Origin of the sequence: Pseudoalteromonas sp. HF66 (assembly GCF_011806445.1) — a bacterium.
GTDB lineage: Bacteria > Pseudomonadota > Gammaproteobacteria > Enterobacterales > Alteromonadaceae > Pseudoalteromonas > Pseudoalteromonas apostichopi.
This window is the reverse complement of the sequence record NZ_JAATOU010000003.1, coordinates 76,720-99,618: the sequence shown is the minus strand read 5'-3', so window position 1 is coordinate 99,618 and position 22,899 is coordinate 76,720. Positions and strand designations below refer to the sequence as shown.

Genomic DNA, 22,899 nt, shown 5'->3' with positions numbered 1-22,899 from the left:
ACATTGGCCTTGAAAAAGTTTCACTGTGGCCTCAGATATATAACTTAAAATCGGCATTCGTAGCCACAATTTTAAATAGTCTTTAGCAATAGCATTGCTGTTTGCTAAAACTTGAGTAAAATACTCAACAATTATAGTAACACTATAATACCACTTGGTATAGGGAAGTACGCTGTTTACCTTGCTATTACCTATAACTGAGTGGACTATCAACCAAGAAGATGGAGATAAAAAATGGCATTTGAACTACCGTCACTACCATACGCAATCGATGCATTAGAGCCACATATTTCAAAAGAGACTCTAGAGTTTCACCACGGTAAACACCACAACACTTACGTTGTGAAATTAAACGGTCTGATCCCAGGCACAGAATTCGAAAACAAATCTCTAGAAGAAATCGTATGTTCTTCAGAAGGTGGCGTATTTAACAATGCTGCACAAATCTGGAACCACACTTTCTACTGGAACAGCCTATCTCCAAACGGTGGTGGCGAGCCTACTGGCGCAATCGCTGACGCGATCAATGCTAAATGGGGTTCTTTCGACGCATTCAAAGAAGCGTTAAACGATAAAGCAGTAAACAACTTTGGTTCAAGCTGGACTTGGTTAGTTAAACTAGCTGACGGCACACTTGATATCGTAAACACGTCAAATGCTGCAACTCCATTAACTGATGAAGGTGTTACACCAATCCTAACTGTGGATCTTTGGGAACACGCTTACTACATCGATTACCGTAACGTTCGTCCAGATTACCTAAAAGGTTTCTGGGCATTAGTTAACTGGGACTTCGCGAACGCTAACTTCGCTTAATCTTCTGTTACTAACAGTAATCCAAAAAAGACGCTTCGGCGTCTTTTTTATTGCCATTGCACGCCCCCTCTAAGTCGCAGCCAAGTCCTCAGCCAAAAAGCGTAATCAAGATGAGCTTTTTTCAATTAAATTCTTAATTTTCTTGCGCAAAAATTCAAAATCGTGACTAAGCTTTAATTAGCCTTTGCTTTTCTCTTAATCTAATTACACGTCATTTTAGCGGGTTTTCGGAGGTCTCTATGAGTATTTTTGAGCATTACCAATCACGATACGAAGCAGCGCAAGAAGAAGAATACAGTATTGAGGAATTTCTCGAAATCTGTAAGAAGGATAAATCAGCTTATGCCAGCGCACCTGAACGTCTATTGATGGCGATCGGTGAGCCGGAAATTATCGACACATCGACCGATGCGCGCTTAAGCAGGCTGTTTTCAAATCGCGTAGTTGCACGCTACCCTGCATTTCACGATTTTTATGGTATGGAAGATGCCATTGAACAAATCGTCTCTTACTTAAAGCATGCTGCGCAGGGCTTAGAAGAATGTAAGCAAGTGCTGTATTTACTTGGCCCAGTAGGTGGTGGTAAATCATCAATTGCTGAAAAGCTTAAATATTTAATGCAACAAGTACCAATTTACTCAATAAAAGGCTCGCCCGTCAACGACCACCCTCTAGCGTTATTTGACCCAAATGAAGACGCTGAGCTTTTAGAAAAAGAATACGGCATTAAGCCACGTTATTTAAAAACAGTGATGTCACCATGGGCTGCAAAACGCTTAAGTGAGTTTAATGGTGATATTAGCCAATTCAGAGTAGTTAAGCGCTACCCATCAATTTTAAATCAAATCGCAATTGCCAAAACAGAACCCGGCGATGAAAACAATCAAGATATTTCAGCTTTGGTAGGTAAAGTAGATATTCGCCAGCTAGAGCACTTTGCGCAAAACGACCCTGATGCATATGCATACTCTGGTGCCCTTTGCTTAGCAAACCAAGGCTTAATGGAGTTTGTGGAAATGTTTAAAGCGCCAATCAAGGTGCTACACCCACTGCTTACAGCCACTCAAGAAGGCAACTACAACGGCACAGAAGGTATTAGTGCCCTACCGTTTAATGGCATGATATTAGCTCACTCAAATGAATCTGAGTGGCAAACATTTAAGAACAACAAAAATAATGAAGCATTTTTAGACCGTGTTTACATCGTCAAAGTACCTTATTGTTTACGTGTGTCTGAAGAAGTTAAAATTTACAATAAACTACTTGAAAACAGTGAGTTACATGATGCACCATGTGCACCCGGCACATTAAAGACATTGGCGCAATTTACCACACTTTCGCGGATTAAAGAGCCAGAAAACTCAAGCATTTATTCAAAAATGCGAGTCTATGATGGCGAAAGCTTAAAAGACACCGACCCGAAAGCTAAGTCGTATCAAGAATACCGCGACTACGCCGGTGTTGATGAAGGCATGACAGGGCTATCTACCCGCTTTGCGTTTAAGATTCTATCGCGGGTATTTAACTTCGATACCACAGAAGTAGCTGCTAACCCCGTGCACTTATTCTATGTGCTGGAGCAGCAAATTGAGCGTGAGCAGTTTACTGCCGATGTTGAGGAGCGTTACTTAAGCCACTTAAAAGGTTACCTCATTCCTCAGTACGTTGAGTTTATCGGTAAAGAGTTACAAACGGCGTATTTAGAATCTTATTCTGAATACGGACAAAACATCTTCGACCGTTACGTCACTTATGCAGATTTCTGGATCCAAGATCAAGAGTATCGTGACCCAGATACAGGCCAGCTATTTGACCGTGCAGCACTCAATGCAGAGCTTGAGAAGATTGAAAAACCTGCGGGTATTTCAAATCCTAAAGATTTCCGTAATGAAATTGTCAACTTTGTATTGCGTGCGCGTGCACACAACCAAGGCAAGAACCCGCTTTGGACCAGTTACGAAAAACTTCGCACTGTTATTGAGAAAAAAATGTTCTCAAACACTGAAGACCTACTGCCTGTTATTTCTTTCAATGCGAAAACCTCGGCTGAAGATCAGAAAAAACACGAAGACTTTGTCAATCGTATGGTTGAGAAAGGCTATACCCAAAAACAAGTACGTTTACTTTCTGAATGGTATTTACGCGTTAGAAAATCGCAGTAAAAAACGTTTGTTTTAAGGGGGTTGTTATGGCGCATTTTATTGACCGACGCCTGAATGGAAAAAACAAAAGTACCTTGAATCGTCAACGGTTCATCAGGCGTTATAAGAAACAGATTAAAGAAGCGGTATCTGATGCCATTAATAAGCGTAGCGTAACCGATACTACCAGCGGCGAGAGTATTTCTATTCCGCAACGTGATATCAGTGAACCTACTTTTCATCAAGGACGTGGCGGTGACCGCGAACAAATCCACCCAGGTAATGATCAATTCTCTACGGGCGATAAAATCAAGCGGCCGCAAGGGGGTGGTCAAGGTGGAGGCAGTGGCGAAGGTGAAGCCAGTGACTCGGGTGAAGGACAAGATGACTTTGTATTCTCTATTTCAAAGGATGAATACTTAGACTTACTGTTCGAAGATCTTGAACTGCCTAACCTACAACAAAATCAGCTAGATAAACTCGTACAAATGAAAACCCATCGTGCAGGTTTTTGTAATGATGGCATGCCAAGCAATATTGATATAGTGCGCTCATTACAAGGCTCACTTGCTCGCAGAGTAGCAATGACCGCAGGCAAAAAGCGCCACCTTGCTGAGCTTGAAGGTCAGTTAGCGCTGCTAAAAGCAGAGGAAGAACCAGACAAAGCTGCCATTGCGTTACTCGAACGTCAAATTGAGGAACTACAAAGTCGCATTAACGCAGTGCCATTTATTGATAATTATGACCTACGTTTTCGTAATTATGAAAAACAGCCACATCCTACAAGCAAAGCAGTGATGTTCTGCTTAATGGATGTCTCAGGTTCGATGGACCAAGCTACTAAAGATATGGCAAAACGCTTTTATATTTTGCTTTATCAATTTCTAACCCGCAGCTACAAAAATATAGAAGTCGTCTATATTCGCCATCATACCCAAGCGAAAGAAGTAGATGAGCAAGAGTTTTTCTATTCTCAGGAAACGGGTGGCACAATTGTATCGAGCGCATTAAAGCTAATGAACGAAATTATCGCTGATCGCTACAACCCAGAAGAGTGGAACATTTATGCAGCACAAGCCTCTGATGGCGACAACTGGGCAGACGACTCACCGAACTGTGGCGAAATTTTACGTAATAAACTACTAAAGGCGGTGCGCTATTACGCCTACATCGAAATTACAGCCCGTGCCCATCAAAGCTTGTGGCGAGAGTATCAGTCGATAGCGCAAACCCACGACAATTTTGCAATGCAACATATCCGGGGCGTTGAGGACATTTACCCTATTTTCCGTGAATTATTTAAAAAGAATCGTCAGCAGCAAGGCGCCGCATAGCCTTGCGAGTGAGGTAAAGTATGGCCGATAAACGTATTAGTGACGGTCCTGATTGGACATTTGATTTATTAGCAGAGTATCAAACTGAGATTGAGCGGGTTGCGAAAATTTATAAACTCGATACCTACCCAAATCAAATTGAGGTGATCACCGCAGAACAAATGATGGATGCCTATTCCAGTGTAGGGATGCCGATTGGCTACAGCCACTGGTCGTATGGTAAAAAATTCATTCAAACAGAACAAAACTATAAACGAGGACAAATGGGCCTCGCTTATGAAATTGTTATTAACTCAGACCCTTGTATTGCTTATTTAATGGAAGAAAATACCCTACCAATGCAAGCTTTGGTAATGGCTCATGCTTGCTATGGCCACAACTCGTTTTTTAAAGGTAATTACTTATTTAAAACCTGGACCGATGCCAGCTCAATTATCGATTACTTGTTATTTGCAAAAAATTACATAGCTAAATGCGAAGAAAAATACGGCATTACCGAGGTCGAAAACCTGATTGATTCATGTCATGCCCTTATGAATTATGGTGTAGACCGTTACAAGCGCCCGCAACGAATTTCACTGTATGAAGAACAAAAGCGCCAACAAGAACGTGAAGATTACCTACAATCACAAGTGAATGAACTTTGGCGTACTATTCCAACCTCACAGCAAGAGTCTAAAAAGCGTGAGCGCCGCTTTCCTGATGAGCCACAAGAAAACATTTTGTACTTCATCGAGAAAAATGCCCCGCTGCTTGAGTCATGGCAACGGGAAGTCATCCGTATTGTTCGTAAGATTTCTCAATATTTTTATCCACAAAAACAAACTCAAGTTATGAATGAGGGCTGGGCAACATTTTGGCATTACACCATTTTGAACCACCTTTACGATGAAGGAAAACTCACAGATGCCTTTATGCTCGAGTTTTTACAAAGCCATACAAATGTAGTGTATCAACCACCATACAACAGTAACTATTATTCAGGTATAAACCCTTATGCCCTTGGCTTTAACATGATGGTTGATATCCGCAGAATGTGTGAAAACCCAACTGATGAAGATAAAAAGTGGTTCCCTGAATATGCAGGCAGCGATTGGTTAGAGACGCTGCATTTCGCAATGCAAAACTTTAAAGACGAGAGCTTTATAAGCCAGTTTTTATCGCCGAAAATAATTCGTGATTTTAAATTATTTACCATTATTGACCATGAAAAAGAACCGACTCTTAATGTGGGGGCAATTCATGATGAGCTAGGTTATCAACAAGTTCGTGAAACGCTTTCGGCTCAATATAACTTAAGTAATCTCGAGCCAAATATTCAAGTCTATAACGTTGATATCAGAGGAGATCGTTCATTAACTCTGCGCTATGTCCCCCATAACAATATTCCCTTAGCTAAATCAAAAGATGAAGTGCTAAAACACCTTTACAGGCTATGGGGCTTTAAGGTAAAACTGGAACAAGAAACCTCAACAGGTGAAGTTTCATTACTGGGTGAATGCCCAAGCAGTGATACCCGACACACAACAGAGTAGCCAAAATGAATAAAAAAATACTGGTGATCATCGACTCAATAGCCGATGCTAAAACGTCTATTTTACATGCAAAGCAAAAAGCCAAAGGCGTTAAGCATATTGATCTTGTTGCTTTTAGTTATGAAGATACCAATAACATTTTATTCTCTATTCCACCAGATGAAGCGCTTGCGATACAAGACAAAGAACTCGCTAAAGTCCGTGCAGCGCTTAGCCCTCTGATCAGTGAGCATCTAGATGACGGCAGTTATACATTGCAAAACCTGTGGCATGAAAGCCCAGTACAGTGGCTTGCAAATGAGCTTGATACGTCAAACTATGATATGGTGATTAAAACCCGTCACATTGACGAAGAAACGCAATTTAGCGAACTAGATTGGCAGCTTATCCGTTTTAGCCCACTCCCCCTTTACCTAGCCGCCGATAACAAATGGCGTAACAATACCAATGTACTCGCGGCTCTTGATTTAGGCAGCGAAAAAGCCACTAAATACTGTTTAAACGAGGCAATTATTAAAGCAGGTTTGGCCTATGCTAAAGACTACGAAAGCGAATTTTATGCGTGTTATACCGTGCACGTGTCACCATTTTTACGTGATTTAGGCATTGTATTTTCAGATGAACAAGTGACAAATGCTTTTGAAAAACTCCCCGTCGCGCAGCGTACCTTAATTGAAGCACACGACTTAAAAGAAAAACTAAAAATCAAAGCTGGTGTGGTTGAACAAGTGATTCCAAGTGTTGCAGCAAAATTAAATGCTGATTTAGTGATTATGGGCTCGGTTGGTAATACAGGTATTAAAGGTCATTTAATTGGTAATACTGCTGAAAAGGTCATGAAGCTACTTAAAACAGATATTCTCGTTTTACCGCCACTTGGCATTTAATCGGCAAAATCTTAAGAAAATTAGTATAAAAAAGGGGCTTTTGCCCCTTTTTATAAATCTGTATAAGCAGTAACCATGTTACGGCCATTTTCTTTAGAGTGATACAAGGCTTTATCTGCCGCTTCAACCCACTTTTCGTAGCGATCAAACTTTTCGTCAAAGCAGGCAAAACCAATACTGACCGTCAGTTGAATTTGTTTGCCATCAAAGTATATTGATGAGTTCTCAATCAGTGTTCTTAATCGCTCAGCAAAAATATGCGCACCTTCATGATCAGTATCTAGCAAGGTTACCGCAAACTCTTCACCACCATAGCGGCCAGCTAAATCGGTTTCACGCAAAGTCTTACGCAGAAGGTCAGCAATATGACGCAACGCCTCATCACCTCCGCGATGGCCATGCTCATCATTAACCTTTTTAAAATGATCAATATCAAACATCAACAAACTGCTACACCCGCCACTGCGAACAATACGCATATACTCTTTACGTAATTTTTCTTCCCAATAACCACGGTTGGTCAGTTTAGTCAGCGCATCTGTTCGACTCATTTGTTCAAGCTTACTGTTGGCTTCTTCTAGCTCTTTTTTGTTTACAGCTTCATCCGTTACATCATAAATAATGATACAGATATGCGACACTTCACCTGTGGTCGTTGTCAGCGGAATAAAGGTAGCATTTTGATACATATGATCCGCTTTACCGGTAATTGGGCGGTAGTTTTTGAAACGGAAAATATATGGCTGCTGCTCCCAAATAGTAAATGAACGATTATTTAGTATGAACACAGACTCTGATTTACTGCGAAACCACTTTTCATCAATTGATGGAAATAAATCAAACAGATCTTTATCTTTCACCGCGCTTGGTAGCAAGCCTGAATGGTTTTCCATAAAACCATTCCAGATGCATACTTTGTAGTCTCTATCGAGCACTACTAGGCCTACATCAACGGTATTAAACATATCCATTAACCAATGGAGTTCATTCATATTAAAATCGGCTGCAGGCATAGTTTAGTCTTCTAATAAATAAGCTACTTTGTACTTAAGGGTTTTAAGTGAGTCCTCAGTGAACAGCAACATCAAATCACAGTTAATATTGTGATTTTCGATGCCATAGCTGATCTCAATCGCCAGTGTTCGTTGCCAGCGAGATTTATTGGCTTTTACTAAATCGGTGACATCACAATGCTGTCCTAGCACCACAGGATGACCTTGGCTAAAACGCATATCGAGCTGTTTAGAAAGCCCTGATAAAATCGCACCGATCAGGATGTTGCTCACATCCATTAACAGCTCAAGCTCGACATTATCGTTTAGCTCACCTTCGTAATTCATCAATGACGCGATTTCTTTAAAACTTGAATCGTTTAAAAGTAGTAATGCTTCGCCAGATACTCCACCGCCGATAAAACCTTGGCATACACCCGATGTAGTTGCATTAGCATCAATAGAGCGCAGAGCCATATCAAGCTCATTTACTTCTAATACATTTACATTAGGGATAGGCAGCTTTACGAATACATTAAGAAGACGCGCTAATAAGTCCCCTGCTTGCCCCATAGCGACGTTAGTGAGCTCTTGATAGATATCACGCACATCAGGGTCAACTTGCTCACCTAGCTTATTAGCAAGGCGCTCACGCATGGCTTTATCTTTAATACCATGGTGTTCGATGATATTAGCGAGCTTTTCCGCAGAGCAAGGTTTTTGAATAAAGTCGATGGCACCTAACTCTAGCACTCGTTGATGCGCATTAGGTTGAATATCACCAGACACAACCACGGTGAGAACATGAAGGTCCTGTTCTTGAATTGCTTGAAGCACTTCATAGCCATCCATTTCAGGCATGTTTAAATCGAGAAATAGAATTTCTGGCTGAATTTTTTTAATCTGCTCAATACAGTGCACACCATTTTCAGCGAACTCAACTTTAATATCCCAATCATCGGGTAAAGAGCGCGCTAATTGTCGACGTGCTAACTTTGAATCATCACAAACTAATACCGATGTTGACATACCTTCTCTCTAAATACGCACTTTTAACTAGATACTAACTAGTGCCAGTAACTTTATTATTATTTTTCTATATAAAAAATCGGTTCACGAACACATGTTAATCAAACTATTGGTTATTTACAATTTTAAATTGTACTAATCCTTTGAGCCACTCTATGAGTATAATACACTGATGTTAAATGCGTTAATTTGAAGGAATCTTATTATGTTACGTCCGCTAATATTTGCACTAGGTGCTGTATGCACGTTTAGTTATGCTGGTGATTTATCAGAAAATAGTTTAGATGCAGGTAAGGTTTCTGCCCAATCTAAGCCGGTCACTTTACTAGGTCAAGGTGTTGAAGTTGGTCAAAAAGCGCCTAATTTTAAAGTAGTAGATGGCAGCTTTACACCTGTCACACTAGATAACTACCAAGGTCAAGCAGTGCTTTTAAGCGTAGTGCCAAGTTTAGATACGGGTGTGTGTAGTATTCAAACCAAACACTTTAATGAAAAAGTAGCTACTGAGTACCCAAGTGTTGCTATGCTTACCTTAAGCGCAGATTTACCTTTTGCACAAAAGCGTTTTTGTAAAGCCGAAAATATCGACAAAGTGGTGACTTTGTCTGATTCAGTGTGGCGTGACTTTGGTAAGAACTACGGTTTGATTATCAAAGATATGGGCTTATTAACCCGTGCGGTGTTTGTGTTAGATAAAGAACATAACATCGTTTATAAGCAGCTAGTTGATAATTTATCAAAAGAACCTGATTACGACGGTGCCATTGCGGCATTAAAGAAACTGTAAAGCGCAATTTTACTTGCAGTGAGACAGACACAAAAAAACCGCCCAGAGGCGGTTTTTTATTTGTGATTCTAAAAGGTAAATTAACCTAGTAGCTCACCAAGTTGTTGGCTAACAGCTTCAACAGCTTGAGTACCGTCTAATTTGTGGTACTGAGTGTTGCCTGCTTTTGCTTCAGCTTGGTAGTAATCAACTAATGGTTTAGTTTGGTCGTGGTAAATACCTAAACGCTTACGTACTGTTTCTTCAGTGTCGTCATCACGAATGATTAGATCTTCACCTGTGATGTCATCTTTGCCATCAACTTTAGGTGGATTATAAACAACGTGATAAACACGACCAGAACCAGGGTGTACGCGACGGCCGCCCATACGCTCAACGATGATTTCGTCAGCAACGTCAAATTCGATAACGTGATCAACTACCACGCCATTCTCTTTCATTGCATCTGCTTGAGGAATAGTACGAGGGAAACCATCTAGTAAGAAACCTTTTTCGCAATCTGGCTTAGCGATGCGCTCTTTAACTAGACCGATAATAATTTCGTCAGATACTAATTGACCTGCATCCATTACTTTTTTAGCTTCAAGACCAAGTGGTGTACCTTCTTTGATTGCTGCACGCAGCATATCGCCCGTAGAAATTTGTGGAATACCGTATTTGTCCATCAAAAACTGAGCTTGAGTACCTTTACCTGCACCCGGCGCGCCCAAAAGAATAATGCGCATATCATTGTCCTCTGTGTGATACTAATCTTAAAAATGGTCGATCAGTGGAGTTTTGTTTTTAGAGCCTGAATTCTTCCACAACTAAGGCTATACCTCAAGTAACTTATACCAATTGCCTATATTAGCGGCAATAAAAAAGGGAGCCTTGCTCCCTTTTCCAACTCATTATGCTAAAACGCTTATTTGCTTAAATCTAGCATAAGTTTATTCAAACGAGTTACAAAGCCTGCAGGGTCTTTTAAAGTTCCGCGCTCAGCGAGTAGTGCTTGATCTAGAAGTACTTGTGACCACTGGGCAAACTTGTCTTCATCTTGTTCAACATTTAAGTGTTTAACAAGCTGATGCTCTGGGTTAAGCTCAAAAATTGGCTTTTGCTCAGGCACAGTTTGACCAACTGATTCCATTAACTTTTGCATTTGTGAGCTCATATCATGCTCATCAGCAACAACACATGCAGGAGAGTCCGTTAGACGATGCGTAAAGCGTACGTCTTTAACGTTATCACCTAGTGCTGTTTTAATACGCTCAACTAGGCCAGCAACTTCTTTTTCTGACTCTTCTTGCGCTTTTTTCGTTTCTTCGTCATCCATGTTGCCTAAATCTAAGTCACCACGGGTAATTGACTGGAATGACTTTTCGTTGAACTCTGTTAAGTAGCTCATCATCCACTCATCAACACGGTCACTTAGTAACAATACTTCGATGCCCTTCTTACGGAAGATCTCTAAGTGTGGTGAGTTTTTCGCTGCAGCGAATGAATCAGCAACTACATAGTAAATCTTATCTTGCTCTGGCTTCATACGCTCAATGTATTGTTCAAGCGATACATTTTGTGTGCTTTCGTCAGTATGTGTAGAAGCGAAACGCAGTAGCTTAGCAATGGCTTCTTTATTTGCCATATCTTCCGCTGGGCCTTCTTTTAACACCTGACCAAATTCGTTCCAGAAAGATTGATAATCTTCTTCGCGGTTTTTCGCCATGCGCTCGAGCATTTTAAGTACGCGCGATGTACAACCTTTACGGATTGCCTGTGTTACTTTGTTGTCTTGCAAGATTTCACGCGACACGTTAAGTGGTAAGTCGTTTGAATCAAGTAAACCTTTCACAAAACGGAGGTAGCTTGGCATGAACTGCTCTGCGTCATCCATAATGAAAACGCGTTGCACATACAGTTTTAAACCTGATTGACGCTCACGGTTCCATAAATCGAAAGGTGCTTTTTTCGGGATGTATAACAGGCTAGTGTATTCTGTTTTACCTTCAACCTTGTTATGTGCCCAGCTTAGTGGCTCTTCCCAATCATGACCGATATGCTTATAAAACTCTTTGTACTCTTCGTCTGTTACTTCTGACTTATCACGAGTCCATAGTGCTGTTGCGCGGTTAATACCTTCCCACTCGCCTGGCTGTGCTGGAATCTTCTCGCCATCAGGACCTTCAGATTCAGGTACTTCTGCTTTATACATTTCAACAGGAATCGAAATATGATCAGAGTATTTAGTTACGATACTACGTAAACGGAACTCATCAGCAAACTCTGTTTCGTCTTCACGAAGGTGAAGAATAATTTCGGTACCGCGTGATGGTTTATCAATCTCTTGTAATGTGTACTCACCTTCACCTGCAGATTGCCATTCAATACCTTGGCTTTCACCTGCTTTACGAGTACGCACTGTTACTTTGTCAGCAACGATAAATGCTGAGTAAAAACCAACACCAAATTGACCAATCAATTGTGAATCTTTGCTTTGGTCGCCTGTTAGGTTTTGAAAAAACTCTGCAGTGCCAGATTTTGCAATGGTACCTAGTGAATTAATCACATCTTCACGGCTCATACCAATACCGTTATCAGTAATGGTGACCGTGTTTGCTTCTTTATCAGCACTGATACGTACTTTTAGTTCCGCATCATTTTCATATAAATCGCCATTAGAAAGCGCAAGGAAACGTAATTTATCTGCCGCATCTGAGGCATTTGATACAAGCTCACGTAAAAATATCTCTTTATTAGAGTAAAGAGAATGAATCATCAGGTTTAATAGTTGTTTGACTTCTGTTTGAAAGCCTAATGTTTCTTTTTGTGCTGCAGTCATTGTGTAAATCTCCAATTAACAAAGTGTCTAATCTGCACTATGACTCTTTATATGGGGCAGGCTTTTGGAACTTCAAGGCAAAAAATTAAATTCGCGGGAAAATTAGGGGTTAAACACAAAAAAGCCTGCTTCAAGCAGGCTTTTGATACCATTTTTGGTATTAGCTTTGGTTTACGGCGCGTCGTCCGCTAAATGCGTGCATAAGCGTCATACCATCGAGTAAATCGAGCTCACCACCAACAGGGACACCATGAGCTATCCGAGATGCACTCACCTGATACTTATGACAAAGCTCTGCAATATAGTGGGCTGTGGTTTCACCTTCAACACTTGGATTGGTTGCTAGGATCACCTCATTAATGCCACCTTGTTGCAACTTGCTTTCAAGAATATCAAGGCCAATTTCTTTTGGTCCTATGCCATCAATTGGCGACAAATGACCCATTAAAACAAAGTAAAGTCCTTGGTACTGACCAGTTTGCTCAATAGCAAGTACATCGGTTGGTGATTCAACCACACACAATAAACCACTATCTTGGCGTTTAACACTAGAACAAATATCACACACAGCTTGCTCTGTAAAAGTACGACAAGATTGACAATGCCCTACTTCATCCATTGCTTTAGTTAATGCATGGCCAAGTTGTTTACCACCTTGACGGTCACGCTCAAGCAAATGAAAAGCAATGCGCTGTGCCGACTTAGGGCCTATGCCTGGCTGGCATCGTAGCGCTTCAATTAGCTGTGTTAAACTAGGAGATAGTTGCATACAAAATCACTTAGAATGGCATTTTCATACCTGGTGGTAATTGCATACCGCCAGTTACTTTACTCATGCGCTCTTGCGTTTCTTCAGCAACACGACGTACAGCATCGTTACACGCTGCCGCTAGTAAATCTTCGATCATGTCTTTGTCGTCTTCCATTAGGCTTTCATCTAATTCAACACGACGTACATTGTGGTTACCAAGCATAGTTACTTTAACTAGGCCTGCACCTGCTTCACCTACTACTTCAAGGTTTGCGATTTCTTCTTGGGCTTTTTGCATGCGCTCTTGCATTTGCTGCGCTTGCTTCATCATGTTACCCATTCCACCTTTAAACATAACTGTCTCTCTTTCTAAACTACTTTAATTGGCATGAAGATAAGGGCTATTGTAACGAATTACAATGCCTGAATACTGTTTTCATCGATTATAGCGCTAAATAACTGTTGAAATTGCACTATGTTTTCGTCGCTATTTATTACATCAATAGCCTGTTGATGACGTCCTGCATCGATTTTTTGCTGAATCAAATACGGTGAGTCAATTACGCCATCAGCAAACTCGATACTAAGCTCTACATTATGGCCGTAAATTTCACTTAATGCAGCATTGAGCTTTTGCCTTAGTACTGCGCTGTCTAAATGGCGCTGTGACGAGTCAACCTCAATGTGCAGTTGGTTATTCTGCTTGGTAAAAATTGAATGCAGTGCAAATTGGCGCATCCGTCCGCCGAGCCCCATGCGCTTTATTAAATACGCCCATTCATCTTGTTCGTGTGCAAATTTAATACTGCTGATCGGACTTTCAAAATCATCAGGGACCGGAATACTGGCTTCTTCTACTACTGGCTCTGGCACTTTTTGCGGGTTGATCTGCTCAAGCAGCTCAGGCGCTAAGTTTTCAGTAATTGTTTGATGCTTTTCTCTAAAGTCGACTTTTTTTACTTTATTACTGCTCTCCCCCGTTTGCTGGGGGATGGGCTTTTTTACTTCAGCAGCCATTGCTTGCTGCTGAGGCTGAATATTGGTCGTGGCTGTGCTTTGTTGCGCTGGCGGCTCTGCTTTGGGCTTCGCTTCAGGTTGTTGTTCTGCTTTAGCATTCGTTTGCGTTGCAGCACCACTTAAACGCCCAGCACCTGAGATATTGCGGTCTTGTAAAATACGAGCAATGGCCGACTGCGCCTGACTTTGCTGCTGTTGTAATTGCACTGGTGCAGTTTGCTGTTGCTGAGGTGCTTCATTTGCAGTAAAGCCCTGATCATAGGCGCTATTCATCACATCATCGTATTGCGCAGCAAGTGATGAGTCCATTTGTGCATCATGATCGTCTATATAATCTTGCGAAGAATACTCCTGTGGAGAGTATTCAGCTGCAGGTACTTGCTCTGAGTAGCTTTGCTCTTGCTGTTGTGGCGCTGGTTCAACTTCAGCGGTCATTGCAGTTTCAACAGATTGCTGAGGCTGTTGTTCAACACCAGGCTGTACTACCGCTGTTGCTTCAACTTGCTGGTCAGGCTCTTGGCTATGCACTGTTTCTGCTTTAGCTGCTTGAACAGGTTCAGCTTCAATAGGCTCAGCTTGAATTTGCTGAGGCTCTGAAGGAACAGCAGTTGTCTGTGCAGAACTTTGTGCTAAAAGTGCTTGCTCTGACGCTGCTTGTTCACGTTGCGCCGTTGATTTTTTCAAAATATCACGCAGTGCACCGGCACCACTTGGCTTAACCTGCTGCTGGGTATTCGTTGGTGTTTGGCTTTGTGCAAATTGCGTAGGTTGGAATGCCAACAAACGCAACATAATCATTTCAAAACCTAGTTTAGCATCGGGTGCCCACTGCAAATCTTTTTTACCATTTAATAGCAATTGGTAGTAAACCTGCATCTGTTGTGCATCAGTGGTTTGCGCTACTTGCTCAATAAAATCACGGTTAGTATCATCAAGTGCCGCTGCACTAGGCACGAGTTGCACAAGCTGAATAAGGTGCGTCAGGGCGATTAAATCGTCGAGCAAGGCTACAAAGTTAGGGTTTCGACTTACGACCGCTTTTACTTCTTGAAGTAGTGCATCGCCATCTTGGCACAGTAGCGCCGCTAACATGGTTTGGCTATATTGAGTATCCATCAAGCCAAGCATGGTTTGTACTGCCTGATGATTTATACTGCCGTTGGTTTGCGCAATTGCTTGGTCTGTAAGGCTCAGTGCATCACGCATACTACCATCAGCGGCCTTAGCTAAAATAGACAATGATTTATCATCAAAACTTAGCTGTTCTTGATTAAGAACATGGGCAAGCTGATCATGAATTTCTGATTGCGACAAAGCATTAAGATTAAACTGTAAGCAACGCGATAAAATCGTCACGGGCAGTTTTTGCGGATCAGTTGTCGCTAATAAAAATTTCACATGCTCTGGAGGCTCTTCCAATGTTTTTAGTAATGCATTGAAACTATGCTTTGACAGCATGTGAACTTCATCGATTAGGTATACCTTGTAACGACCACGTGTTGGTGCGTACTGAACGTTATCAAGGATTTCGCGGGTATCTTCTACTTTGGTACGCGATGCCGCATCGATTTCTAATAAATCAATATAACGACCTGCTTCAATGTCAGTACAACTTGAACATTGACCACATGGCTCTGCAGAGATACCCTTATCGCAGTTGAGGCTTTTTGCGAATATACGTGCGATGGTTGTTTTACCCACCCCACGGGTTCCAGTAAAGAGATAAGCATGATGGAGTCTATTTTGTGTTAATGCATTCACTAATGCTTGTTTAACATGAGACTGCCCCACTAACTCGTGAAAGGTTTGTGGTCGCCATTTCCTTGCTAGAACCTGATAACTCATTAATTATTCGCCTTCGAATTCAACCAACTTTAAGATTTTGATGCCCATCTCAGCAACACGTTGCTCACCACCAAGCTCTGGTAAAGAAACAACAAATGCCGCATCAGTTGCGTTACCGCCTAGTTTAGCAACTAATTTTGCAGTTGCTTCGATTGTGCCACCTGTAGCAAGTAAGTCATCTACTAGTAACACTTTATCACCAGGTACAATTGCGTCTGTATGAAGCTCAAGAATATCTTCACCATACTCTAATTGGTAGCTTTGTGAAATCACTTCGCGAGGAAGTTTACCTGGTTTACGAACTGGAATGAATGGAATACCTAGTGCGTATGAAAGTGGTGCACCAAAGATAAAACCACGAGATTCAGTACCGATGATTTTTGTAAAACCTTGGTCTTTATATGCTGCAATAAAGCTGTCGATAGTTGCTTTAAATGCGTCAGCATTAGCCATTAATGTTGTTACGTCGCGGAACATAATGCCCGGCTTAGGGTAATCAGCGATCGTTGCAATGCTCTGTTTGATGAGCGTTGAAGTTGCTTGAGTCATAATTATACTGCTCAAAAAGTTTATCTAACAAAGCTCGAGAGTATAACATCACCTTAGTGGAAAGTCGGTAGCAAGTTTCGAAATTAATCACTTAACTACAACAAAAAAGGCTGCATGGTGCAGCCTAGTGTCTTAAATTTGCTTGCGCAGATTAAGATAAAGAAGTGATCCAACCAAGAATAGCGTTAAGGCAGCCAATGCCACCGAATACAGCTAAAAACGCAATGAAATAAGTTGCATTGAACGGATCTTTAAAGTCTTTATCATTCGACATAGTTACTACCTTTATTTAAGCACGACAAAATAAGGTGCACATAATAGTCGAACAGCCCTCATCAATAAAGAGCTTTAGCCGATTTTTAAACCTATGTATTAGTAACCACAACACCGCGCTCTGCCATAGCGCTTAAGGTATTGAGGGCCCCTTGATACAGCTGCTCTTGGCTAAATTGAGGAGCATGCTCTGCAACTGCTTGGCATACATCATTTAAATCTGCACCAGGCTTAGATTCAATAATATTAAGCAGTAATGCGGTCATCGCATTTGTTGATAAAAACTGTACTTCATCATCACTATCACGATAAACCACGAAGTAACTTGCTTGTGCTGTCGGCTCACTTGGTTGATTATCCACACTGATAGTATGAACTGGGAAGCTATAACTTAAATTGCGAGCAAACGAACTTAAATATAATGGGGAGCTTGTCACTTTATGAGCTGATAATTTCACTTCTTGTGCCACCTCTTGAGCAACCGACACATCAAGCTCAACCCATTCATAATGCGCCAGTTCGAACATAAAAGCAGGATCATCACTTTGCATTTCATAGTCATTTGCAAGAAAAGTCAAAAACTCCCCTGCTATATCTAAAAAATAAGGTGATTTACAGTCATGCATACTAAAGAAATGCCTAATGAGTCTCTGCCAAGCTTGCTCAGTATATAAACTTTTTAGCACTGGATACGCAGAGCTGACAAAACCATCCACATTATTAAAAAATAAATCGCGGTAAATCGCCATGCGACGCTCTTCAACATCGGCTGGCTTCTTATTATTTTCTGGGTCGCGAATATGCGCCATAAACTCTTGCTGTACTTGCGTAAAATGATTAGGCACTGTGTTTCACCGTTGCTTGATTTCGATGAGCAGCAGCCTCTTGCAACGCTCCAATGGTTCTCAGCTCTGTTAATAATTCACTCATAGGAGGAATATTAAAATCACGCTCTAATAAGGTGGGAAATACCCCATGAATTTCATAGGCTTTTTCGAGCAATTGCCAAACGGGATCGATCACTGGCGCACCATGAGTATCAACGAGTAAATCCTCAGCCTCAGTGTAATGACCAGCAACATGCCCATAGGCAATGCGATTAGTTGGTAATGCTGCTAAGAATTTCCCTGCATCATAACCATGATTAATCGAATTGACGTAAATATTATTAACATCGAGCAGTAATTTACAATCCGCCTCTTCTAAAACCGCATTAGTAAATTCAAGTTCCGTCATTTGTTGACCGGGCGCGCCATAATAAGAGACATTTTCAATTGCAATTGGCTGCTCAAGAATATCTTGAACTTGCCTAATTCGAGAGGCAACATGCTTAATAGCATCTTCAGTAAACGGAATTGGCATTAAGTCGTACATGTGCCCTTCTCCCGAGCAGTAACTTAAGTGCTCACTAAACAGACGAACATTATGCTCTTTGAAGAAAGTTTTAAGCGATTGCACAAACTCAATATCAAGTGCTGAAGGTGACCCAATCGATAACGACAAACCGTGACATACAAAGGCATGTTGCTCGGTTAGCTGCTTAAATTGCTTACCAAATCGACCCCCAAGCTTTAGCCAGTTTTCTGGTGCAACTTCTAAAAACTCAATGGGTTTAGGAACATCGATAAGCATTTCATCAAGCATTTCTCGGCGCAAACCTAGCCCAATCTGCCCAAAATCAGCTACTGATTCTTTTAACATACTACCTCCTACTAAAAAGGGCCTTTACGGCCCTTTCAAAAGCTAAGTGAGCGCTTAGTGGTTAGAACCACATTTACCTTCACCACACTTACCTTCTTTAGCTTTCTTTTTGTCTGCGCCACATTTGCCTTCGCCGCACTTACCTTCTTTAGCTGCTTTTTTAGCTGCACCGCATTTACCTTCGCCGCACTTGCCTTCTTTAGCTGCTTTTTTGTCTGCGCCACATTTACCTTCGCCGCACTTACCTTCTTTAGCCGCTTTTTTGTCTGCGCCACATTTACCTTCGCCGCACTTACCTTCTTTAGCTGCTTTTTTGTCTGCGCCACATTTACCTTCGCCGCACTTACCTTCTTTAGCCGCTTTTTTATCGCCGCCACACTTGCCTTCTCCACACTTACCTTCAGCCGCGTCTAACTGATACCCTGCTTGCATTTGCTGAAATTCAAATGGATTCGCGTTCGCATCAGTTACTGCAAAACTTGACGCACCTACTACAACCGCACCTAATGTTAATGCAATTGAATTTTTCTTAACTGTGTTCATTCGATGACTCTCTTTTTTTATAAAGGGTTATTAAACAAGACCTGTGAACTACAAATATCTTTCAATTTTTTCTAATTATTTTCTGAAAGTGCGCAGAAAGCAAATTACGATTTATAAAACAATCTAGAACAGCTAGAATACGCGTCCTAATTTTTGATAAGTAAACAGGTATCATGCGACTAGTTTTAGCACCGATGGAAGGTGTTGTAGATTTTAAAATGCGACAACTCCTAACTGATTTAGGTGGATTTGATTTATGCGTTACAGAGTTTGTTCGTGTCGTCGAAGACACGCTACCCGAGCGCGTGTTTCATCGCTATTGTCCTGAGCTAAAAACAGGTGGCTATACCCGTGCAGGTACACCTGTACGTATTCAATTACTGGGTCAAGTTGCCAATGCTTTAGCTGAAAATGCAGTTAAAGCAATACGCCTAGGCTCACATGGAATCGACTTAAACTTTGGTTGCCCTGCTAAAACGGTAAATAAAAGTAAAGGTGGTGCGGTACTTTTAAAAGACCCTGAGCATATGTACGAGATAATCAAAGCCGTACGTGATGCTGTCGACCCACGCCATGAGGTGAGTGCTAAAATCAGACTTGGCTTTGATGATGATAGTAATAGCCAAGAAATTGTTGATGCTGTTGTAAGCGCAGGCGCTTCAAGTCTTGCTATTCATGCCAGAACTAAACGAGATGGTTATAACCCTCCTGCTTACTGGGAAAAAATCCCCCCATTAATCAAAAACAAGAATATTTCAGTAGTTGCTAACGGTGAAATTTGGCAAGTTAAAGATGCTATACTTTGCCAAAAAAGAAGCCATTGCCAAGACTTAATGCTTGGTCGTGGCGCACTAGCAATGCCTGATTTAGCAAAACAAATAAAGTCACATGCACAAAACGAACATTATACTCCTATGTTATGGGAGCATGTGATATACCACATTATTCATTCATCAATGCACCAAGACGAAAGTAAATGTGAAAAGTACTTTGCTTCTCGAACTAAGCAATGGCTCGGTTATTTAAAACGCCAATACCCACAAGCAAGCGTACTTTTTGATGAGATACGTCGCTTAAAAGCCAAAGATGAAGTAGCTGATGTGCTAAGAAAGTATGCCAAAGCGCCGAGTATTGATACAAATCATAATTAGCAAACGGATTTTGTTTGATAATACTAGTATTGCCCACTTGGAAGAAACGCGATGAACAATACTGAAATTCAAACAAAGTTATCTGCGGAACTTGCGCAGGTCAGACAACGTTTACTTGATATGCTGGCTAATTCTGAACAAAGCTATCATCAGCAACTACTATCGCAACTCAAAGATAACCCTCCTTCGGATTGGTTAGAGCTGACAGCAAATAACCTTGGCTCTGAATATCAAATATTGATTGCTCGGATAGAAAAGTTGGAAGCAGCACTTTGCCAAATTGATATCGGGCAGTATGGCTATTGCTGTGATTGCGAAGAAAAAATCGATGACGAACGTTTACTTGCAGATCCTGCAAGCCAACGTTGTCGGCGTTGCGCTCCATAGAGCGCAATGCTGTACTAATTTATAAAAATAAAACTCATTGCAGGATAAAGTATAATATCCTCAATTAACCAATCCGCTTGCAGCTGATCTACGCCTAAACGCTTCATTAAATTGACACGTGCTTGCTGTTCACTCCAAGTGTGATAATGAATACCTAAGTCGGTTTCCATCATAACTTGCCAGAAGTATTGCTCGCCTTGCGTTAGCTTACGTTTACTTTTTAGCGGGTCTATATAATCAAGCTGCCAATCAAGACCACTGTGCTGATGATTTTCCACAAAATAAGTCATCACTAATGGGCTAACATGAGAATCTGATACAGGTAATACAAAATCTGCTCTTTGTAACTGCTTAAGTGAACTTTGGACCTCACTAAGCCAGTTTAAAGGAGACTTAGTCTCACCACTGAAGTAATTAAGTTTACTTTGGTACCAGTCTTTACCGTTCGCTAAACCAACTAAACCAAGCTTTGTACGAGGTTTATATTGAGTTAAGTATTGATTAAGTTTATAAAGCGCTGCTTGGACACTGTCATCGCTGTTATCCAGATGCGATTTAACCATGTTATGCAATAACGTTAACTCAATTTTATTTAATTTAAGGTTGCTTTGTTCAGCAGCAATTAACTGCATTTCAACTAACTCTAACCAATTAGCTAGTGCATTTGCTGAATAGTTATCCTGTGAACGAGCTTGACTAATAACATCACGTTGTACAGGCCAGACAAAATAACGTTCAGGATAACGCTCGGCAATAATTAAATAATTTAATTGCGCCTGTTGTGACTCATCTAAAGACGTCGCTTTTAGCTTTTGATAAGCTTGGTGACGTGCTTGCAAATAACTTTCAGAGAAAGGCCAGCTAGTAGCTTCAGTTTGCAGTTCTTGATTAGATAATAAATTATTAATTCTTTGCAGCGCTTGCTGCCCTTCCCTAAAAGTCTTGAAACCTGAAGATTGCTCAGAGCAAGCTATCAGCATCACACTTGCGACAAGTAATAATACGATCTGTCTTAGCATTTTAAAATTCCATAAAAAAAGCCCCAGAGGGGCTTTTTAATTTAAAACAACATCAATTAGATTTTTACACCGTTACGAGCGGCTTTATCTTTGATGAAGGCTGACCAGCTCTTCGCGAAACGACGCGTGCGCGGATCATCCATTGCCTTAGTGATAGCGTTGTAAGCTTGCTTGTACTTCTCTTGGTAGTAGTAAGCTTCAGCTAAATCAGAATAGATAGTTCCTTTTTTATCAGAACCTAACTCTAATGCCTTGTTCAAACGAACAACGGCTGCACTATAATTTTGCGATTGTAAAAGTAATGAACCTGCTTTGCGGTAAAGCTCTGCATCGTCATCAAATTTAGCCGCTTCTTCATAGTATTTAGCTGCTTTTTCAATATCTTTAGAACGGTGGTAATTAGATGCCACTGCGCTGATATTTTGCTTGTTACGCTTAACTTTTTCTTCGTTGATTGCCTTTTCAAGCACGACAGCTGCTTTGTAAGGAATATCATTTAACGAATAGAAGTTAGAAAGTACTTTGTATTCAACTTCGTTTTCAAAATAGCCATTTTTGTAGGCAACTTCCATGGTCGCTAGACCTTTTTTGAAGTCTTCGGTTTGTAGGTAGTATTTACCTAAACCAACCCAGGCTTTTTTGTCTTCAGGCCAAACACGAACAATCTCTTCAGCTACTTCTACCATGTTTTTGTACTGTTTAAGTTCAAAATAGGCAGCTAGCTTTAATTGGTAAGAAGCTTTTGCAGGTTCTTTTGCCAATTCAATTGCTTTGTCTGCAGCAGGAAGAACGTCTTTGTAAAGTTTTAACTCGTAGTTTGCTTGCGCAATACGTGTATAAACTTTGTCGTCTTCCTCACCTGTGAAGTCCATCCAAGCTGCATAAGCTTCTTTCGCTTTTGCATATTGCTCAGTACCCGCGTACATATCACCTAGAAGTTTTAGGCCTTGCTCTTGGTCAGCAAAGTTTAAAACGTCAGGCTTAACTGCCGCTGAGATGTGCTTAATAGCCAATTGGTACTGCTCTTTTTGAGCGTACATCTGACCTAAGTAACGATCAACTGTTGCCTTATCGAAATCATCCGAAGGATCGATTTCTTTAAGTAGTGCAATCGCTTCATCAAGCTTATCTTCATTGTACAAGTCAAACGCTTTAATAACTTTCTTACCAACGCGCTCGCCCATAACTTTAGTTTTTGCTTTTTTACGCGCTTCAATCTTCGCGTAATCTGGCGCTGCTAAAGCAGGTGCAGTGAAAGCTACACCTGATAGAGACATAAGAAGCGCAAGTGCAGTTACTTTAGATAAATTTCTCATTACTCGCC

22 protein-coding genes are annotated in these 22,899 nt (G+C 41.1%); 8 read left to right on the top strand and 14 right to left on the bottom strand.

Translation table 11 applies throughout. The features are described 5' to 3' along the window. Positions 1 to 234 precede the first annotated feature (234 nt). The 5 genes from HCZ11_RS04795 (at position 235) to HCZ11_RS04775 (ending at position 6,713) form a co-directional block, all read left to right on the top strand. The gene (locus HCZ11_RS04795; RefSeq protein WP_054551537.1) at positions 235 to 816 is read left to right on the top strand and encodes a superoxide dismutase; all 582 of its coding nucleotides are present in this window, start codon (positions 235 to 237) and stop codon (positions 814 to 816) included. Between the two features lie 239 nt (positions 817 to 1,055). Beyond that, positions 1,056 to 2,978 (top strand): PrkA family serine protein kinase, encoded by a 1,923-nt coding sequence (locus HCZ11_RS04790; protein ID WP_130051268.1) that lies wholly within the window; start codon positions 1,056 to 1,058, stop codon positions 2,976 to 2,978. 26 nt (positions 2,979 to 3,004) lie between these two features. After that, positions 3,005 to 4,291 (top strand): YeaH/YhbH family protein, encoded by a 1,287-nt coding sequence (locus tag HCZ11_RS04785; protein ID WP_167657788.1) that lies wholly within the window; start codon positions 3,005 to 3,007, stop codon positions 4,289 to 4,291. A 20-nt stretch (positions 4,292 to 4,311) separates the two neighbouring features. Then, complete coding sequence (locus HCZ11_RS04780; RefSeq protein ID WP_130051266.1) at positions 4,312 to 5,826, top strand: SpoVR family protein; 1,515 nt, start codon at positions 4,312 to 4,314, stop codon at positions 5,824 to 5,826. Between the two features lie 5 nt (positions 5,827 to 5,831). Beyond that, positions 5,832 to 6,713 carry a universal stress protein gene (locus HCZ11_RS04775; protein ID WP_130051265.1) on the top strand — a complete coding sequence of 294 codons (882 nt, stop codon included), beginning with the start codon at positions 5,832 to 5,834 and terminating at the stop codon, positions 6,711 to 6,713. 50 nt (positions 6,714 to 6,763) lie between these two features. Here HCZ11_RS04775 and HCZ11_RS04770 read toward each other — a convergent pair whose 3' ends face one another. Together HCZ11_RS04770 and HCZ11_RS04765 are read right to left on the bottom strand one after the other, a co-directional pair. Continuing rightward, positions 6,764 to 7,726: a diguanylate cyclase gene (locus tag HCZ11_RS04770; protein WP_130051264.1), complete on the bottom strand. Its 963-nt coding sequence runs from the start codon at positions 7,724 to 7,726 to the stop codon at positions 6,764 to 6,766. A 3-nt stretch (positions 7,727 to 7,729) separates the two neighbouring features. After that, complete coding sequence (locus HCZ11_RS04765; RefSeq protein ID WP_130051263.1) at positions 7,730 to 8,734, bottom strand: response regulator; 1,005 nt, start codon at positions 8,732 to 8,734, stop codon at positions 7,730 to 7,732. A gap of 205 nt (positions 8,735 to 8,939) precedes the next feature. On the opposite strand from HCZ11_RS04765, the gene tpx reads away from it, so the two are divergent. Beyond that, a complete protein-coding gene (tpx, locus tag HCZ11_RS04760) occupies positions 8,940 to 9,521 on the top strand; it encodes a thiol peroxidase (RefSeq protein ID WP_130051262.1) in 582 nt (193 codons plus the stop codon). Between the two features lie 80 nt (positions 9,522 to 9,601). Here the strand turns inward: tpx and adk are convergent, their stop codons facing one another. The 10 genes from adk to HCZ11_RS04715 all read right to left on the bottom strand — a co-directional run bounded on the left by adk (position 9,602) and on the right by HCZ11_RS04715 (position 19,018). Next, a complete protein-coding gene (adk, locus tag HCZ11_RS04755) occupies positions 9,602 to 10,246 on the bottom strand; it encodes an adenylate kinase (protein ID WP_036967590.1) in 645 nt (214 codons plus the stop codon). 179 nt (positions 10,247 to 10,425) lie between these two features. Next, positions 10,426 to 12,339 (bottom strand): molecular chaperone HtpG, encoded by a 1,914-nt coding sequence (htpG, locus tag HCZ11_RS04750; RefSeq protein WP_167657787.1) that lies wholly within the window; start codon positions 12,337 to 12,339, stop codon positions 10,426 to 10,428. 160 nt (positions 12,340 to 12,499) lie between these two features. Next, positions 12,500 to 13,108 carry a recombination mediator RecR gene (gene recR, locus HCZ11_RS04745; RefSeq protein ID WP_167657786.1) on the bottom strand — a complete coding sequence of 203 codons (609 nt, stop codon included), beginning with the start codon at positions 13,106 to 13,108 and terminating at the stop codon, positions 12,500 to 12,502. A gap of 10 nt (positions 13,109 to 13,118) precedes the next feature. After that, the gene (locus tag HCZ11_RS04740; protein WP_036967566.1) at positions 13,119 to 13,445 is read right to left on the bottom strand and encodes a YbaB/EbfC family nucleoid-associated protein; all 327 of its coding nucleotides are present in this window, start codon (positions 13,443 to 13,445) and stop codon (positions 13,119 to 13,121) included. A 59-nt stretch (positions 13,446 to 13,504) separates the two neighbouring features. Beyond that, positions 13,505 to 15,952, bottom strand: coding sequence for a DNA polymerase III subunit gamma/tau (dnaX, locus tag HCZ11_RS04735; protein ID WP_167657785.1), 2,448 nt, complete (start codon positions 15,950 to 15,952; stop codon positions 13,505 to 13,507). Between the two features lie 3 nt (positions 15,953 to 15,955). Continuing rightward, a complete protein-coding gene (gene apt / locus HCZ11_RS04730; RefSeq protein WP_130051259.1) occupies positions 15,956 to 16,501 on the bottom strand; it encodes an adenine phosphoribosyltransferase in 546 nt (181 codons plus the stop codon). A gap of 151 nt (positions 16,502 to 16,652) precedes the next feature. Continuing rightward, on the bottom strand, positions 16,653 to 16,775 hold the full coding sequence (locus HCZ11_RS19700; protein WP_254907726.1) for a hypothetical protein: 123 nt from the start codon (positions 16,773 to 16,775) through the stop codon (positions 16,653 to 16,655). Positions 16,776 to 16,866: 91 nt separating this feature from the next. Next, the gene (locus HCZ11_RS04725) at positions 16,867 to 17,619 is read right to left on the bottom strand and encodes a DUF2063 domain-containing protein (RefSeq protein WP_256854835.1); all 753 of its coding nucleotides are present in this window, start codon (positions 17,617 to 17,619) and stop codon (positions 16,867 to 16,869) included. Beyond that, positions 17,612 to 18,475, bottom strand: a complete 864-nt coding sequence (locus HCZ11_RS04720; protein WP_167657784.1) for a DUF692 domain-containing protein — start codon at positions 18,473 to 18,475, stop codon at positions 17,612 to 17,614. Before HCZ11_RS04720 ends, HCZ11_RS04725 begins: the two co-directional genes overlap by 8 nt. 54 nt (positions 18,476 to 18,529) lie before the next feature. Further along, a complete protein-coding gene (locus HCZ11_RS04715) occupies positions 18,530 to 19,018 on the bottom strand; it encodes a hypothetical protein (RefSeq protein WP_167657783.1) in 489 nt (162 codons plus the stop codon). A 173-nt stretch (positions 19,019 to 19,191) separates the two neighbouring features. Between HCZ11_RS04715 and HCZ11_RS04710 the strand changes: the two genes are divergently transcribed. Together HCZ11_RS04710 and HCZ11_RS04705 are read left to right on the top strand one after the other, a co-directional pair. Continuing rightward, the gene (locus HCZ11_RS04710) at positions 19,192 to 20,169 is read left to right on the top strand and encodes a tRNA-dihydrouridine synthase (protein ID WP_130051256.1); all 978 of its coding nucleotides are present in this window, start codon (positions 19,192 to 19,194) and stop codon (positions 20,167 to 20,169) included. A gap of 51 nt (positions 20,170 to 20,220) precedes the next feature. Next, positions 20,221 to 20,556 carry a TraR/DksA C4-type zinc finger protein gene (locus HCZ11_RS04705; protein WP_130051255.1) on the top strand — a complete coding sequence of 112 codons (336 nt, stop codon included), beginning with the start codon at positions 20,221 to 20,223 and terminating at the stop codon, positions 20,554 to 20,556. Positions 20,557 to 20,570: 14 nt separating this feature from the next. Here the strand turns inward: HCZ11_RS04705 and HCZ11_RS04700 are convergent, their stop codons facing one another. Together HCZ11_RS04700 and HCZ11_RS04695 are read right to left on the bottom strand one after the other, a co-directional pair. Beyond that, a complete protein-coding gene (locus HCZ11_RS04700) occupies positions 20,571 to 21,575 on the bottom strand; it encodes a hypothetical protein (protein WP_167657782.1) in 1,005 nt (334 codons plus the stop codon). Positions 21,576 to 21,631: 56 nt separating this feature from the next. After that, on the bottom strand, positions 21,632 to 22,891 hold the full coding sequence (locus tag HCZ11_RS04695; protein ID WP_130051253.1) for a tetratricopeptide repeat protein: 1,260 nt from the start codon (positions 22,889 to 22,891) through the stop codon (positions 21,632 to 21,634). Positions 22,892 to 22,899 lie beyond the last annotated feature (8 nt).